This window comes from Hyphomicrobium sp. (assembly GCF_036833075.1).
Lineage (GTDB): Bacteria > Pseudomonadota > Alphaproteobacteria > Rhizobiales > Hyphomicrobiaceae > Hyphomicrobium_C.
The window spans coordinates 1-16,065 of record NZ_DAITQL010000090.1; the positions used below are offsets into that span (position 1 = coordinate 1).

Genomic DNA, 16,065 nt, shown 5'->3' on the forward strand with positions numbered 1-16,065 from the left:
CACGATCGCCGATGGAACCATGTAATCCGGAAGAACCGCCAAAAGATGCCGGCGCAGTGCTGCTTCATCGAGCGCACGCCCCACAACATAGGCAACCAACCGCAATTCGCCGTCGGCCGCCGGCTGGCCAACCACCTCGGCCTGCTCAACACCAGGCGCCCGCAGAACTGCGGTTGCTATCTCGCCGGGCTCTATCCGGACGCCGCGAACCTTGAGCTGATCGTCGGCGCGCCCCTGGAATACGAACTGACCATCCGCCCGCTGGTTGGCCAAATCGCCGGTTCGATAGAGCCGTTCCCCCGGTTGAAAGGGACTGGCGATGAATCGGGTGGCCGTTAGGCCAGGACGCCTCCAATAGCCGCGGGCGAGGTTGTCGCCAGCGATGTAGAGTTCTCCGGTCTCGCCCGGACGGCAGGGCTCCAGTCGTTCATCGAGAAGATAAAGCCTCGTCCCAGGGATCGGTGCCCCGATCGGTGGCGTATCGTCTGCCGCAGTGATGAGCGCCGCCGTCGAGAAGATCGTCGCTTCCGTTGGGCCATATTCGTTGACAAGGGCAACGGCGGCGAACAGCTCGTAATGCCGCCGGACCAGACTCGGTTGCAACGCATCGCCACCGACGACGACCCGCGTCAGATTCGTGCCGAACGGCGCATCGTCTTCGACCAGCGCGGCGGCATAGGCCGACGACGCCAACATGACTGTTCGCACCGCGTCACGCCAGCGCGGCGCCAAGTCATGGAACCCGGCCGGATCGACGCCCAACAACAGGGTTCCACCGCCGCCGAGGGTCGCGAAGATCTGGGCGACCGAGATATCGAAGGTGAGTGGAGCGGTCAGGCAGACGACGCCCGGCGCATCCGGATAAAGCTGCCCACGCGCTCGAAGCGAGTGCATGATGGCACCGTGGGAGACTGCGACAGCTTTCGGGTCTCCCGTGCTGCCGGAAGTGTAGGTGAGATAGGCGATATGATCCGGCGAAACTTGCCTCCGTGGATTCACCGGAACCACCGAAGGCGCAACAGTCAGGGATGGCATCGCCACACAGAGCGAGCGCAGCGGCACAGGCAAATACACCGCCACTCCCTCGTCGGCGACGATACCGGTCGGTCGCGCGTCACTAAGGATCGACGCGAGGCGGATATCGGGCTGACCCGGGTCGAGCGGCAGATAGGCTGCACCGGCCTTCAGGATACCTAGGATCGCGACGATGCTCTCGATCGTGGCGGGCGACAAGATCGCGAACACCTGTTCGGGTCCCGCCCCGGTGTTCAGCAGGATCTCCGCAAAGCGCCCCGCATGCCGGTCGAGCTCGGCGTAGGTCAGCATCCGCGAGCCCTCGACAAGCGCGATGGCCTCGGGTGTCGAGCCGGCTTGGGCTTCAAACAACTGGGCCAAGCCGGGGGAGCGCGTAGTCGAGGGGGCGTTGTCCTGGCTAGGGCAATCGGTCGAGGCACCCGACGCCGACAGGCATTCGGCGGGTTGGCCGCTTGCACCGAGGCGGTCCATATTTGGCTGGTCTTGACGCTCCGTGGTCATCGTTCCCTACGAATCTTGGGACACGATGGCCGACGCTCCTTTCAGGTCGAAGCCGTCAGTTTGCCCCCAAACAGCCGGGAAAGCATAGCCGCGCGGGCCGCGATTGCCTAGGGTGAAAAATGGAGTCAAGTACTTAATCGCCCGGTCGGATACGGACGGGCGGGATGTCGTTGGCCGAATAGCGGATCGGGTCATCCGGCAAGATGCGATCCACATGAGGCGGCAGACACCCCGCAAGACCGTTGATTGTCAGCACAACGCCGGGTGCGCTATCCTCGATGACGAACGCCAAGCGTTCGTCTGGCGTGGCAGATCGATCGGCAGATTGGCCGCGCTGGCCTTGAGCACAGCGAGGATCGCGGCAACCAATGCCGGGGTGCGGTTGAGAAGCAAGGCGACGACACTCTCTGGGCCAAGCCCTCTTGCGATGAGCTGCCAAGCGATGCGGTTGCCTTGTTCGTCTAATTCGGCGCATCGGATTTTGGGGCCGGCAGACGTCAAGGCGACGGCGTTGGGCGTTCGAGCAACTTGAGTTTCGAGCAGCGCCGCGAGGGTCGACGCCCCTTCCGAAGAGGGATCAACCTGCTTGTCAGGCTGTGGAGACGCATCGCGAACGCAGCGATTGTCGGTGGCATACATGTGCTATCCGCTATCGTAGCTTGGAGTTCGCAGGGTTCATGGTTGCGGCGCCGCTGACGATTGCGCCTTGTCGGCGATTATGCCGCGAGCGTCATTGCCGATTTGGTTCAGCCAGAAGCGCTCGAATTTACCCTCCTCCATGAACGCCATGGGTCCGTAGTGTGTCATGGCGTGCGCGCAGCGATCAGCGATCCCTTGCAGTGTGGCCGACGCCAGCTCATCCTCGCCGTGTTTGATGAGCAGCGAACTGTATTGGAAGTATAAATCTTCCAAATACATATTGGTGCGGTCGTCACCGTCGCACGGCGGAGGCAATCTCTCGACGGCTTGTTTTGCGATCGTCAACGCGCCTTCGGATCTTCCGGCCTTCTCAAGCAGCCATAGCTGAACTGCGATAAGGCGACTCGAGTAGAAGCGCTCGTTGGGATCGCTAGCGTTGATATTACGAATTCCCTCGGAGAGGATATCGAGCGCCTTACCGAGTTCATGGCCTGCGTCGGTAGCGATAGCGAGGTACGCATATAGGACCGCCATATCATGCGAGACGATTGCGACTTGGGTGCCCAAGGCATTGCTCAGGCAGGTGCCGAGCTCGATCTGTGCTTCGGCGAATTCTTCGCTGTTGACAAGCCTTATCGCTTCTCGGAGGGCTTGCCGAACACGCGAAGACGCGAAAAAATAGTCGGCCCTTTCGTCTAGTATCATGGCTCATTTCCACTCTTAACAGAATTCACCGATAGGCTCGGCGCATCTATTCCATTTCGATCCTCTGGCGTTGGCTCAGTTTATGGGCTCGCAACAGGATGTCCGAATGCGCATCCCAGCGCAGGACCGCGTCTATCCAATCCATTGGAATAGCGCTTGCTCCGTAGATGGCGCCTGCAATCTGCCCGGTGATGGCAGCCGTCGTATCGGAATCGCCACCGAGATTTGCGCATTTGAGAACAGCATCGGCAAACGACGAGGTCGACCAGATGCAATGCAACGCCATTGCCAGGGCGTCCATAGCGTAACTACCAATATATTCAGGATGTTCGCGCGCGCGGGTCGGAGAGTATCGAAAGTCCGAGCTGGCCCAGTTCCAATTCCTGTCTTCCAGACTAGCGCCGATATTGTCGGTGCATGCGCTTTCCTGCTCGGAGCGCGACAGGCAAGCCACCGAATAGACTTGCGACGTGAAACGATCCGCCAGCCCTTCGAGGCAGCGCGCTGTTCCATCGCCGCGAATACCGTCGAGTATGCACCGAGTCAGCAGTCGGCAGCATTCGGCGGCTTCCTCACCCTGATGGGTGGTTTTGCTCTGCCAGTAAGAAATGGTGTCCGCCAATCGGGCGTCATGCCGGAAGAAAAGCGCTACTGGCGCATTGCGCATGAGGGATCCATTTCCCGATGTCTTCAAATCTCCGGCTGTCGTGAATTGCGTCCTGAGCCGTGTAAATTCTTCGAAGCTTTGCCATATATTGCCGCCGAGCCCGACTGAATTTTTTGTCGGCCTCTGATCGTCCAGAAAGAAGGCGTTGCAATAGCCAAAGTACCACCAGTTCAGGAAACGGAGCCGCACGTCATGGGCATCGAATGCGCCTTTCAGCAGTAGCGAATCGGCGAGACAGAGCGCCATACTAGTGTCGTCTGTCCATTGGCCAGGGCGAAGTGCAAATCTGTTGTATTCCGCCCTGCCCCAGGCGTCGGATTGGAAACCGGACAAATCCGAAGTGCCATATGTGAGATCGCTGAATTCCAAGGGAGCGCCGAGCGCGTCGCCGACGGCGAGCCCCAACACCGTTCCGAACACGCGATTCTCTTCGTCGTTCTGCATGCCTGAGCGCAGGCGTTCCGCCACCAACGCGCGGTCAGGGTTGTGGGACGCATCGAAAACCGTAAAGCCGGACATCCGACCGGAACGGCAGTCGTCGCTTCGCACAACGAAATCAAGGCCTTGCGGGAAGGAGAATGGGTCCACGTCTTCCTGAGCGATCATCGTCCCGGCAGTCCCCCATGATTGAATGCGTCACACTCTCTACGATTGAACGACGGCGCCCGAGGGTCAACTCACCTGTCGGCCATGGGAAAGGCAAATCGGCCCCTTCCCTCAGGTAGGGGGGCAACGCCCATGGGTATGCCGTAAATCGCATCCAGGCGATCAGGAATCAGCAGCTCTTCCGGCGCCGCATCGGCGACAAGATGCCCCTGACGCAGAGCTATGATCCGGTCGCAGAAGCGCGCCGCCATATTGATCTCATGGATCACAACCACGCTCGCAGCGCGATGCGTCTCGCTGAGCTGCCGGAGCAGGCTGAGAACCTCGATCTGATGACCCACGTCCAGCGCCGCGATTGGCTCGTCGAGCAACAGCAGCCGCGCTTCCTGCGCCACGAGCATGGCGAGCCAGGCGCGTTGGCGTTCGCCGCCCGAGAGGGTTTCCAGGAACCGCTCGGCTAGGCCGGTCATCGCAGTGAGGTCGAGCGCCTCGTCGACCTTCACGGCATCGGCCTCGCTGAAGCGACGAAAGGCGCCGTGCCAAGGATAGCGTCCAAAAGCCACCAGCTCTCGCACCGTCAGCCGTGTCGTGATTGGTACATGTTGCGGCAGATAGCCGACGGCACGAGCGAAGGCGCGATCCGGCCAGTCGACGACATCACGCCCATCATAGTGGATCGTTCCTCCGCTCGGTGGTTGCTGGCGGGCGAGAAGCCGAAGCAGGGTGGATTTTCCAGAACCGTTCTGGCCGATGATGCCGGTCAGGCCCTGTCTGCCGATATCGAGCGTCAAGGGCTGCAAGAGCATCTTGCCTCCGACCGCGAACTGCAGGTCGGCCAGGGTCATTCCGGTCGACGTTCCGTTCATCAACCGCGCCCCTTTCTGTTCAATAAAAGCATCAACGCCGGCGCCCCCAACAACGCGGCCACAAGCCCCGTCGGCAATTGCAGCGGGAAGCTGACAGTCCGCGCCAACCAGTCCGCTCCAATCATGATCGCGGCGCCCGTTCCCGCCGCGGCGAAGAGCACCGATCGCGGCTTTCGCAGCCCCAGTGTCATGACGATATGCGGGGCTACCAATCCAACGAAGGTGACAGGCCCAAGGATTGGCATGGCGGCTGTGCTCGTCAGTGCGGCCAGCAGCAACAGCGAGAGTCGTGCTCGTGTTAGATTCACCCCGAGCCCCCGAGCGGCCTCCGACCCCAGAGGAAGAAGCTCCAGCCAGCGGCGCAGGACAAGCGCCGCGAACAGTGCCACTGACGCAGCCAACATCGTGAGCACCGCGGCCTCGAGCGATACGCCGGCGACTGAGCCCGACATCCAGCCCAGAAGGCGCATCGCGCGCGGATCGCCGACGGCAGTCAGTACACCAACCAGCGCGTCGGCGAGCGCGCTGACCGCAATGCCCGCAAGCAACATATGATCCGGAGCAAAGCCGCTGCGCCGGCCGACTGTCAGGATCAGCAGCAGGACAACTATGCCGCCACAGACGGCTGTCACTGCATCACCCGCCACGCCTATCTCACCGAAGAGCACCAGGCTCAGCGCCACAGCCAGCAAGGCGCCGGCTGAAACGCCGAGCACCTCGGGGCTGGCCAGTTCGTTGCGAGTTAGGCGCTGTAGGATGACGCCGGATAAAGCCAACAGGGCCCCGGCTGCGCCGCTCGCCAGTATCCGCGGAAGCCGCCAGACAGCGACCGCCCCCCACGCATCAAAGGGTAGTGACCAGTCGCCACTCGGCCCTCGCCCGACGAGCAACGATACAATGACGAGAAGTCCCAGTCCAATCAGAATGACAGGCGCCCGCGCCGCGGGTGGATCACTCCAATTGGGCGGCGCGGCGATGGCGGGGGGCACCGAGGGCTTCATCCGGCGAATGAGCAAGAGAAGCAAGGGCGAGCCGAGAACGGCCGTGACGGCACCAGTCGGCAGGAACTCGGAAAGCTGGCCGGCGACGAGCTGGACAGCCGTGTCGGTGATCAACAGCATCAATGCGCCGAGCAGGATCGACCAGCCCAATAGTGCTACGAGCCGACGTGCACCGGCTAGCCGCGCGAGGGCCGGCGCGACAAGTCCGACGAAGCCGATCACGCCGACTGTGCTCACGATAACGGCGGTGATGATTGAGGCGATAGCGATCGCGACGAAACGCAGACGCGCTACCGATAGGCCAAGCCCTCGAGCCCCTTCGTCGCCCAATTGCAGGACGGCCAAGGAGCGCAGGAGCGGCAGCAAGGCCAACGAGGCCAGCCCCAAACGCAGGGCCAAACCCACGAACGGCGACCAGCTCTGTTGGCTCAAAGACCCGCTGCCCCATAGAAAGACCGCAGTCATTTGCCGAGCCTCGACAAGGCCCAGCAAAGCGGCCAGGGCGCCGCAGAACAAACCGACGATCAGGCCGGCGATCACCGTCGCGACTGGTTCGAAACCTCGACGCCGAACGAGCAGGAAAACCAGACCTGTAGTGATTGCGCTGCCCGAGACGGCGATAAGATCCCGGCCGAAAACGAGAAGGCCCGGCGCCGCGACTGTGGCAATCGCCAGTGCTACTCGCGCACCAGCCTCGACACCAAGCGTCGTCGGCGAAGCCAGCGGGTTGCGCAGCACGAACTGCATGATGGCGCCGGCCCCCGCCAGTCCGGCCCCGCACAGCGCCGCCATGGCCAGCCGGGGCAGCGTTGCATAGATGAAGACCATCCTGTCAGCGTCGTAGCCCTCGGTCCTCAAGGGTGTTCGTAGGAACGCCGTCAGCGGATCATGGATGACCGCGATCACCAGCCCGCCGGCGATCAGAGCGAGGATGAGAGCCAGCAGGGCTGGGCCGAATTTTTCCTTTCCATCCATCATCCCGCGACGCGCTCCAGCTCAGTCGTGAGCAGGTGTGCGAATCGCAGGGCGGCCGGCAGCGCTCCGAACATGAGCACCGGCGGCAATATCGACATATGGCCCGCCTTGACGAACGGCAGCTCACGCCAGAGAGGGCTCTGGGCGAGTGTCATCAACGCATCCGGCGGGACGGGCTGGAACGCGACGAGGCGCACGTCCTTGTCGGTTGCAAGCCCTTCTATCCCCGTCGTCGCAAAGCCCCAAGCATTTGTGGGCTTGGTCCAGGCGTTCTGGAGTCCCAGTGTGTCGAGGACATTCTGGTAGAGGCCGACTCCACCATAAGCACGCACATGCCGTGCGTCGAGAAAGCTCACGAGGAGAAGTGGCGGCAGGCGCAAACGCGCCAGACGCGCGCGGCAAGCAGCTAGCTGCACATCGCTGTATGCGATGAGAGCTTCCGCTTGCCGTTCGGCTCCGACCATCGCCCCCAATTCACGGGTCAATCTGCGAGGGCGCTCGAGTGGCGACGATGTCGGTTCGAAGACGGTGAATCGGCGAACCGGTGCGATGCGGGCGAGCGCTGGTTCCTGGTCTTGCGAAAATGGCGACGTCAGGATCAGATCAGGGCGCAGAGATGCCAAAAGCTCGAAATTGACCTCTTGCTGGACGCCGATATCGGCCGTGCCAGGCGGCAGGTGGGGCTCGACCACGAATCGATTCCAGTCGCTCGCCGCCACCAACGCAATCGGCGGTTCCCCAAGCGCGAAAAGGGTCTCAGCGATGGCCCAATCCAACACGGCGACGCGCTGAGCTGCCGGTGACGCAGCGAGCGGGCTCGGCAACAACGCCGACCAGGCGATTGCGCCGACCAAGTTCCTCCGTGTTAGAAATAACTTGGACTTGCCCCTCATCATACCCTAGTTGTTAATAAAGGTGTAGAGAAGAGACAAGCCCGTGACCCTGAACACTTATGATACGGAGTGCTCGCTGGCGATCGTCGAAGCTGAGATCGCGTTCCTAGCGCCGTGCGAGCGGCGTCCTGTCTTTCATGATACGCCTTCGGACAAGGATTTTCTCCCGCTTGAAGGGCACATCGTTCCAATCAGCGCGATCCATGACGAGCGGATGACATTCACGCTCGATCGCCATGGCATCGAGATAATTCATCTGACAGGTCCGCTGGAGTACCAACCGGCAGGTGAAGGCCGCACCGCCTATCTTCGAGCGCTCGAGGAGATCGTCGCCGAGACGACTGGAGCCGTCAAGGTCGTGGCGTTGGGCAACGGCGTTGTCCGTCGCAGCGAGCGCTCGATGCGCCATAGTCTTGATGGGACGACCGTGCTGGGACGCTTTGCCCATTGCGATTTCAGCTCCTCAGCTGCCGGTTCACGGTTTTGGGTGGAGCATCTGCTGCCTGGCGGAGAAGCGCAGAAGAGGCTGGCTCGCCGCTATGCGATCTACAATGTCTGGCGGTGCCTGACCAATCCGCCACAGGATACGCCGCTCGCATTCTGCGAGCCGGCCAGCGTGCTGTCGAAGGATGTTGTTGGCTGCGATCAGGTGATTACGGCCAGAGACGGCAGCACGATCCGCTTTGAACTCAGCCTTTACCACTACAACCCGGCTCAGCACTGGTTCTATTTTCCGAACTTGGGCCGAAACGACTTGCTGGTCTTCACGGGCTACGATTCCGATCCGACCCGACCGCAGGGCGTTGCCCATGCCGCCTTCACGGATCCGAACTGCTCCGAAGACGTTCCGCCCCGCGAGAGCATCGACGAGCGGCTAATCGCTTTTTTCGATTAGGCTCCCGGCCGGGTTCCATTACCTCTCGGCGACGACCATTACACGCTGGTAGTTGGACGAGAAGTTGGAGGCTATCCTCTTCGGTGGCTCACAGAGGCGGAGACGGCGGAAGCGCGGCAGGATCTCTTCCCAAAGCAGCCGTAGCTCCATGTCAGCTACGCGCCTGCCAAGGCAGCGATGGACGCCCGAACCAAAGCCGGCGTGACGTTGAGCGTTAGGCCGGTCGACACGGAACGCCTCGCCATCCTCGAACACCACCTCGTCGCGATTCGCCGACCAGTACCAGAGCACGATCTTGTCACCCTTTCGAATTAACTTGCCGCCAAAATCGGTATCGCGAGTTGCCGTTCGTCGCATATGGATGATCGGAGATTGCCAGCGGACGATCTCTGCCGCCGCATTGGGAATGAGTGACGGCGCGGCGCGCAGTTGGTCCCAAGCTTGCGGAAAACGGTCGAATGCAACGACGCCGCCCGAGAGCGCACCACGCGCCGCTTCGTTGGCGCCAGCGATCATGGTTACGGTCCCGATCAGATGCTTGGGATCCTGCGGCATGGCGCAGGTGGCGGGCGCGTTCGCGAGCGCGGAAATGATGTCGTGCCCGCACCCGCCTGTACGGGTGCGCCACATCTCCATGATGCGAGCCAGATAGACATCGAGGATCGCCGCTCGCTGATCCCAGCTCTCGACCAGGGCGCCAGGTTCTGGGCCTGTCACCAGCACTTCGGCCCAATAGGGCAGCAGGTGGCGCTCATCGCGTGGAAAGTCGAACAGCGCGGCCACCATCCGCGTGGTCAACTCGACCGAAACCCGCTCCACCCAATCGAAGGGTTCCCCCACTGGAAGCGCATCGAGAATCAAGCCGATTTCGCGCCGAATTTCGTCTTCCAGCGCGCTGACGCGCCGATTGCCGAGCGCCGGCGCCACAGCAGCTCGCTCGGCGGTATGCCCGGGCGGATCGGCTGTGGCGAATGCCGGCGCGTCGAACTCGGGTGGAACGTCATTGATGATGACGTTGCCCGCCGACGAGAAGTCTTCGAAGTTCTTTTCCACTGCAATGAGATCGGCGTACCGCGTGACCGACCAGTAGGGACCGTAGGCGCTGTCAGGGCACCAATGGACTGGATCGTCTCGCCGTAGGCGCGCGAAATAAGGTCCGACTGTCTCGCTTCGAAAGCGCTCTCCTAAGCTGACGTTGATCTGTTCGAGAGGCAGACGATCAGCCTCGCGCGTTGCCTGCGCTAGTAGGGATTCCGCATCATAGGTCATGGTGTCGAGGTCGCCGTATCCCAGCGCAGGTGGCAAGTGACGACCGTACCCAGCACGCCGCCTTGCATGCGCACCGGGCGATCAGGATCGAGCGTGAAGTTTGGGATTCGGGCCAGCCATTCTTCCAGCATGATTGTCATTTCCGCTTCGGCCAGTTGCGCACCGGGGCAACGGTGAACTCCGTTACCATATGCCGAATGCGGGGCGGCGTGCCGGTCCAGGTCCACGCGCAAAGGATCGGGGAAAATCGCGGGGTCTAGGCCGTGCAACGGCGGCATCACGACCATGTCTCCTGCCTTCAGGGTCACGCCGTCCAAGAGCTGGTCCGCGCGGACCAGTCGCGCCTTGGTCATGATGGCGAAGCGCCGTGTCATCTCGCGCACCGCCGCCGGCAACAATCCCGGATCGGCGACGAGCCTGCGGCGCAGCGCGTCTTCACCGGCGAGGTGCCTCATCATCATCGCAAAGAGCGACACGACGGTGTCCAGGCCACCGGTCAACAGAGCGGTCGCAACATCCACAGCCTCATCATCTTCGATAGGTCGGCCGTCGATTTTGCCGGCCAGAAGCGCAGTGATGATGTCATCTCCCGGCACGGCCCGCCGCTCCGCGATTAACGCCCGCAGGAAGGTTGCGAAGCGATCCATCACGGGCTCAACGAGATCGGTCCCTTCATCTGCAAGCAAATGAGCGGCATGGCCAGGCAACACACCCATGCGGTCGGCCTCGATTCCCGCCAGACCCGCGAACAGAGCGAAGGGTAGCGCTGCGGCATAATCCGCGACGACGTCGCACGCTCCCCGAGAACGGATGCCTGTGGCGGCGCGAGAGGCGAGCGCGCGCACGATCGGTATGGAGCGGCGCACAGTGCGGCTCGACAACAGGCTGGTTAGAATGCGCCGATAGGGCTGGTGTTCGGGTGGGTCGAGGGTGGTGGGCCGTAGCGGATACAGTTCGCCCCATTTGCGGGGAACAAGCGTGATCCGAGAGGAGAAATGCTCGTGATCGGCATAGATGTGAGCAATGTCAGCTCCCCCCAGCACGACCCAGTGCCCGCCATTGCGCGGCGTCCAGATGATTCGCGCCGGGGCGCTGGTAGCCACCTCCAGCCAAGCTTGCAGAAAATCGTCACTTGATCCCGGCAGGCGATAGACGTCGAGATCCACTATCCGGTCGGTCGGCACATGGGCAGGCCTCGCCACCACGGTATCTTCCACGGAGAGATCGACTCGATCCTCGATCACGCAGTACACCTCCAATATCGCGAGACCACTGCTGAATTCGATTTTCCTTTTTGAGTATTCAAGCTACTGTTCCTCGGGGTGCTGAAATCTGGGGGTGCTGACAGCTGGCTCAGACGACTATGTTTCAAGAGGCGCGACGCGCGCAAGCTCGATCCGTTCGCCGACGCTTGGTCGCGCATATCGCGGCCGGCAGAACCACGGACTTTGCACCGACAGTGCTGCGTCTCCCCGTGCATTATTACACCGATCCGACGCGCTGGGCTGCCGAAAGGCGGGCCTTGTTTGAAGGGGTGCCGCTTATCGCCTGTCTTGCACGGGACATCCCGCTCCCCGGCGACCGGACAGTGTTTGAGGTCGCCGGCCATGCGGTTTTGATCTTGAGGGATGACAACGGGCAGGTTCGCGCCTTTCGTAATCGTTGCGTGCATCGCGCCGCGCAGCTCGTGAGTTCCGCGGACGGTCCAGGCGTGAGGCGCGGCCGGCGTATCGTCTGCCCGTTCCACGGTTGGAGCTACGATTTGGCTGGCCACCTGGCGAACGTCCCAGGTCGAGCAGGTTTTGACCCGCTGACGCTCGAAAATTGTCGGCTGTCACCCGTCGCCGCAGCAGAACAGGATGGTGCCGTTTTTGTGCGATTGCGTGGTGACGAGCCGCTCGACCTACCGGGGCATCTACGCAGCTTCGCGCCGATCCTGGCGACACTCGAACTGGCCGAGATGGAGCCGGTCCAGGCCAGCCGCCTTGATGCGCGGACCAATTGGAAGATCGCCATCGATACGTATGCCGAGAGCTATCATTTTGGCGTGTTGCACGCCCGCTCCATCGGAGACGCCTACATTTCCGATGTAGCCGCGTTCGACGATCATGCCGCACACTGGGTGCTGACCTTTGCGGAGCGTGCGCTTGCCGATCTGGTCGGCACGCTTGAGCAGGAATGGCCTGAAGCGCGGCATACGGGAACCTACTTCATCTTCCCAAATACCATTCTGGTCGCCGGCGATATCGGATCCGCCGAGCGTTTCGTGCGCATGTTCCGCATCTTTCCTGGCGAGACGCCGGGCGAGATGGTCTGTCTATTCTCGGTCCACATCGCGGGCCTTTCGGTTGAAAGCTATCAAGCCAAATTCGGGACCATCGACGACAGCAAGAGCGATGTGACGCTGGAGGATTATGATGTCGCTGAAGGCATCTGGTACAACCTAGCGGCCGAGGGAGAAAATCCAGATCTGATTGTGGGGCGCAATGAGCCGGCCGTGCAGGCGTTCCACCGGGCTGTCCTGGAAGTTGTTGGCTTGCCGATCTGAAACGTGCCGCTAGGGTATTCATCAGCTTGGAGAAAGGAGCGCATCATAATGACTAATCCCTTCGACGATGAGGAAGGCGAGTTCCTCGTTCTGGTCAACGATGAAGGCCAACATTCAATGTGGCCCGCTCAGTTTGACGTGCCTGCCGGATGGCGGACGATTGGACCACGGGGCAAACGGCAAACGTGCATGGCGTGGATCGACGAGAACTGGACCGACATGCGTCCGCTCAGTCTGGTGCGCGAGATGGACGCATTCGCGAAATAGCGCGAGCTAGGGGTAGCCGTTAAGAGGGAGCATTCCCCACCCCAGTGTTCCAAAGCACCAGCGACCCGGCGGCCCCCAGAGTTCGCTCACCCGCGTCAATGCTGGGCGGCCATGGGCAGGAAAAGAAAAGGATTGCAGCCCTTGCGCGATGCCTTCGCCGGTTGCTTTGATGAACGCCTCGCCCAAGGTCCAAAATCGAAAGAAGAGCGCGGCCCTCTCCGTATCTGCCTCGACCGCCAGAAGGTCATGAAGCATTTCGCGAGCGAATTGCATTCTGGCGACTTGCATCATATCTGGAAATTCACGCACCGCTTCTACGTCGATGCCAATAGGAGAACGCCCTATCGCGACAGCCACCAATTCTTTAGTGTGGCTGATGCTGAAGTGGAGGTGTTTCGCCTTAGCTCCGTGATACCGAGGATCGAGCCGGGGCTTTCCGCGGTCACTCCGAATGAGGGAAATATCCCGCGCAGGACAATCAAGGAGTTGGCTAAGAAGGATTCGTGCTGCCGCGCGGGCTGCGGCAACGCTCCATCGGTCCTGGTCGCTACGCAAGCGTCCAATTTCTAACCGCTCCGCTTCTGGAAGCAACGCAAGCAGAGAGGACACCGATCCATCGGCAGGAATCCCAAACCACAAGGTCGGAGCACCTGATTGGTCCGATCCGTCCTTAGCGAAGAGTGCTTGTAGAACAACTGGATTACCCGGGTCGCCCTCACGAGCCCAAGCAGCCGCATGAGGAGCAATGAGATCGCCAGACTGTTGCAGCGTTCGCAACGGCAAACCTGTGAGTGACTGGGACAACGCTATTACTCCGGAACGAAAAGCTCGCAATGGACAGTTTACAACTAGGTCGCACGACAACATCAACACATCAACCGCCTCCGCCAGACAGCCCTATCAACTGGTCTGAAAAATATGCGAAGAATCGGAAATGCTGAGCGGATTCGCTTATCAGCTCCGAAGTCCCCTTGGCCTTCGCGATCCCTTCCGCCTAGCGGGCTTGTCAGCGGGCGTCGGCGGGTGTTTGTGGTCGCCAGCCAATCTCCCGCGCCATGCTCAGCAGCCGCCGGCATGCGGGGTTGTCGTTCCGGGTGGACCACACCATGCTGAACGGCAAAACCTCACCCTTGAGCTCCCGATAGGCGATCCTGGGAAATTTCGCGACGATCGTGGCTTCGCTCGTTAGCGTGATGCCGCGACCGACAGCGACGAGCGATAGCATGTTATCGCGGCCAACCTGGTGGGACTGAATGTCAGGGTGAGAGCCGAGATCGGACAGGTGCGCGACCAGGAAGTCGTGGACCTCTTGGCCCGGGGCAACGTCGCTCACGATGAACCTCTCCGCCGTCAGGTCCGGCCATCCGATTTCGGCTTTGACCGCCAACGGATGATCGTCAGGCAGTACAACGAAGACCCTCTCGCACCACAGATGCTCGGTCTCACAGTCGTCCCAGGTCTTCGTGCCGGTAATGAAGGCGACGTCGAGATTCAGCGTCCGGACAGCAGCGACATGCTCCGCCGGATTGCCTTCGATGGGATCCACTCGAACATTTGGATGGAGCCTGCCGAACTGCCGCAGCAGATCGAACAGGAACCCAGATGCGAGTGACGAGAAGACGCCTACCCTGACGTGTCCCTCTTCCGATCGACCGACCGCAGCGACGTCACTGGCGCCCGTGTCGATATGCCGGAGCGCCTTGCGCGCCGGCCCAAGAAATCTCTCGCCGGCGATCGTCAAGCGGACACCTCCCGCGTGGCGCTGGAACAGCGATGCGCCGAGCTCGTCTTCCATGTCCCGAATGCGGCGGCTGATCGCCGATTCTTCGATATCGAGTGCTCGGCCTGCCTTGCGGAAGCTGCCGTGCTCCACGGCCGCCACGAAATACCGGAGGTGGTGGAGCTTGATGCGACTGCGCGGCAGCTCAGGTATCAGGATTTCATCTGGAGCCTTGTTGCTCCGGCGCGGACCAATGTCATCCGGCCCATCCACGATCAACTGTTCCCGTCTGCCCGTCGCGCCCCATCCGACGCCTGAGGAAGCCGAGCGCCACCTTTGATGCCTATCGAGGCTCCAGCCGCGTCGTTATCCCTGCGCCGTGTCGTCATGGTTCGCTCACGCAAGAAACTTAACATTATTCAGTTTATGACATCGTGCCGGTTGACAGCGCAGTCGTCAATGAAAATTAATGGCATTAAGTAAACTCCGGTCAGCCGTCCGCCAGCAGGAGAGAAGCGAAGTGCCTTCCGAAACGATGATGCCCTGGTCCTTGGAAGCGCAGTCGGGACCCGGGGCAGTCCGACCGCAGCGCGGGCGGCATTGATGGCCCGCCCGAAGAAGGAAGACGCGCTCGACATTTCCCGGAAAGCGGTCGAGGAGACCATCCGGCTCCTTGGCGAGAGGGACGATTTCGATGTGCCGCTGGCGGCGGTCGCCGAGGCCGTCGGCTGTACCGCACCCGCTCTCTACGGGCATTTCCGCAACAAGGACGCATTGCTGCGGGCGGTGCACGATGCCGGCTTCCGGAAGCTTTATGAGGAGAAGCTTGCGCTTTCGAAGCGCTTGCGCTCCGATCCGCTCGCATATTTGCGTGAAGGCACCCGCGCCTATGTCCAGTTCGCCTTCAACAATCCGACGCTGTACCGACTGATGTTTTCTCCACCGCCGGGCGTCGCCGCGGACGAGGATCCACTCTCGTCCGATGCCGGAGCGTCCGTGCTGGAACTGGCTGTGAAGGCGATTAAGGCCTGCCAGAAGCAGGGCTTTCTCCCCGGGATGGACCCGAACCGGTACGCTTTCACCTACTGGGCGGCGGTTCACGGCGCAGTCACCCTTGCGCTGCAGAACCGAGCGCCGGGTGACGAAGCCCGGTTCGACGCCGCGCTCGTCGTCATTGATACGCTTCTCGAGATCATCGCGGCCACCGCTCCTGATCGCAGGTAGTACAGGTCATTGGTGGCCGCCCGACTTGCTCCGCTTCTCCTTCGCGAAACCCCGGTCTGTGGCGACGAACCGCTCCAGCATCGGCACGATCAGTTTGACCGGGTCTGCGGCGGGTTGACCGGACTCGCGCGCCAGGACCTCGGCATAGGCGACGAGGTCGCGATGAAGCGGTCCGGGCAGCTCCACTGTCACCTTGACCGGCCTGTCCTCGACGATGGGTCCGAGTTTCAGCTTCGCCATGGTCAACTCCTGTA

General features: G+C 61.6%; 17 protein-coding genes. 5 read left to right on the top strand and 12 right to left on the bottom strand.

The window, feature by feature from the left end; translation table 11 throughout:
• The 7 genes from V7082_RS18500 to V7082_RS18530 form a co-directional block, all read right to left on the bottom strand.
• On the bottom strand, positions 1-1,395 hold a 1,395-nt coding region (locus V7082_RS18500; RefSeq protein ID WP_334150891.1), incomplete at its 3' end, for an amino acid adenylation domain-containing protein.
• A gap of 390 nt (positions 1,396-1,785) precedes the next feature.
• Positions 1,786-2,175: an AMP-binding protein gene (locus tag V7082_RS18505; protein ID WP_334150892.1), complete on the bottom strand. Its 390-nt coding sequence runs from the start codon at positions 2,173-2,175 to the stop codon at positions 1,786-1,788.
• A gap of 36 nt (positions 2,176-2,211) precedes the next feature.
• On the bottom strand, positions 2,212-2,880 hold the full coding sequence (locus tag V7082_RS18510) for a hypothetical protein (protein ID WP_334150893.1): 669 nt from the start codon (positions 2,878-2,880) through the stop codon (positions 2,212-2,214).
• A 46-nt stretch (positions 2,881-2,926) separates the two neighbouring features.
• The gene (locus V7082_RS18515) at positions 2,927-4,153 is read right to left on the bottom strand and encodes an ADP-ribosylglycohydrolase family protein (protein ID WP_334150894.1); all 1,227 of its coding nucleotides are present in this window, start codon (positions 4,151-4,153) and stop codon (positions 2,927-2,929) included.
• A gap of 71 nt (positions 4,154-4,224) precedes the next feature.
• On the bottom strand, positions 4,225-5,019 hold the full coding sequence (locus tag V7082_RS18520) for an ABC transporter ATP-binding protein (protein WP_334150895.1): 795 nt from the start codon (positions 5,017-5,019) through the stop codon (positions 4,225-4,227).
• Entirely contained in the window at positions 5,019-6,998 is a 1,980-nt protein-coding gene (gene fhuB / locus V7082_RS18525) for a Fe(3+)-hydroxamate ABC transporter permease FhuB (RefSeq protein ID WP_334150896.1), read from the bottom strand. The genes V7082_RS18520 and fhuB overlap by 1 nt, the downstream gene beginning before the upstream one ends.
• Positions 6,995-7,849, bottom strand: a complete 855-nt coding sequence (locus tag V7082_RS18530) for an ABC transporter substrate-binding protein (RefSeq protein ID WP_334150897.1) — start codon at positions 7,847-7,849, stop codon at positions 6,995-6,997. The genes fhuB and V7082_RS18530 overlap by 4 nt, the downstream gene beginning before the upstream one ends.
• 82 nt (positions 7,850-7,931) lie before the next feature.
• Between V7082_RS18530 and V7082_RS18535 the strand changes: the two genes are divergently transcribed.
• On the top strand, positions 7,932-8,783 hold the full coding sequence (locus V7082_RS18535) for a CmcJ/NvfI family oxidoreductase (protein WP_334150898.1): 852 nt from the start codon (positions 7,932-7,934) through the stop codon (positions 8,781-8,783).
• Between the two features lie 18 nt (positions 8,784-8,801).
• On the opposite strand, the gene V7082_RS18540 is transcribed toward V7082_RS18535, so the two are convergent.
• Entirely contained in the window at positions 8,802-10,052 is a 1,251-nt protein-coding gene (locus V7082_RS18540) for a cytochrome P450 (protein WP_334150899.1), read from the bottom strand.
• Positions 10,049-11,296 (bottom strand): cytochrome P450, encoded by a 1,248-nt coding sequence (locus V7082_RS18545; protein WP_334150900.1) that lies wholly within the window; start codon positions 11,294-11,296, stop codon positions 10,049-10,051. Before V7082_RS18545 ends, V7082_RS18540 begins: the two co-directional genes overlap by 4 nt.
• A gap of 215 nt (positions 11,297-11,511) precedes the next feature.
• Here V7082_RS18545 and V7082_RS18550 point away from each other — a divergent pair, with 215 nt between their 5' ends.
• On the top strand, positions 11,512-12,600 hold the full coding sequence (locus tag V7082_RS18550) for an aromatic ring-hydroxylating oxygenase subunit alpha (RefSeq protein WP_334150901.1): 1,089 nt from the start codon (positions 11,512-11,514) through the stop codon (positions 12,598-12,600).
• A gap of 48 nt (positions 12,601-12,648) precedes the next feature.
• On the top strand, positions 12,649-12,867 hold the full coding sequence (locus V7082_RS18555; RefSeq protein WP_334150902.1) for an MbtH family protein: 219 nt from the start codon (positions 12,649-12,651) through the stop codon (positions 12,865-12,867).
• A gap of 6 nt (positions 12,868-12,873) precedes the next feature.
• On the opposite strand, the gene V7082_RS21620 is transcribed toward V7082_RS18555, so the two are convergent.
• Positions 12,874-13,734: a 4'-phosphopantetheinyl transferase family protein gene (locus V7082_RS21620; protein WP_442909820.1), complete on the bottom strand. Its 861-nt coding sequence runs from the start codon at positions 13,732-13,734 to the stop codon at positions 12,874-12,876.
• 139 nt (positions 13,735-13,873) lie between these two features.
• The gene (locus V7082_RS18565) at positions 13,874-14,740 is read right to left on the bottom strand and encodes a LysR family transcriptional regulator (RefSeq protein ID WP_334150905.1); all 867 of its coding nucleotides are present in this window, start codon (positions 14,738-14,740) and stop codon (positions 13,874-13,876) included.
• Here V7082_RS18565 and V7082_RS18570 point away from each other — a divergent pair.
• Positions 14,624-14,905 (top strand): hypothetical protein, encoded by a 282-nt coding sequence (locus V7082_RS18570; RefSeq protein WP_334150907.1) that lies wholly within the window; start codon positions 14,624-14,626, stop codon positions 14,903-14,905. The two genes, V7082_RS18565 and V7082_RS18570, sit on opposite strands and share 117 nt — an antisense overlap.
• A 285-nt stretch (positions 14,906-15,190) precedes the next feature.
• Complete coding sequence (locus tag V7082_RS18575; RefSeq protein ID WP_334150904.1) at positions 15,191-15,811, top strand: TetR/AcrR family transcriptional regulator; 621 nt, start codon at positions 15,191-15,193, stop codon at positions 15,809-15,811.
• A gap of 6 nt (positions 15,812-15,817) precedes the next feature.
• Here the strand turns inward: V7082_RS18575 and V7082_RS18580 are convergent, their stop codons facing one another.
• Complete coding sequence (locus tag V7082_RS18580; RefSeq protein WP_334150906.1) at positions 15,818-16,051, bottom strand: DUF2274 domain-containing protein; 234 nt, start codon at positions 16,049-16,051, stop codon at positions 15,818-15,820.
• Positions 16,052-16,065: the final 14 nt, after the last annotated feature.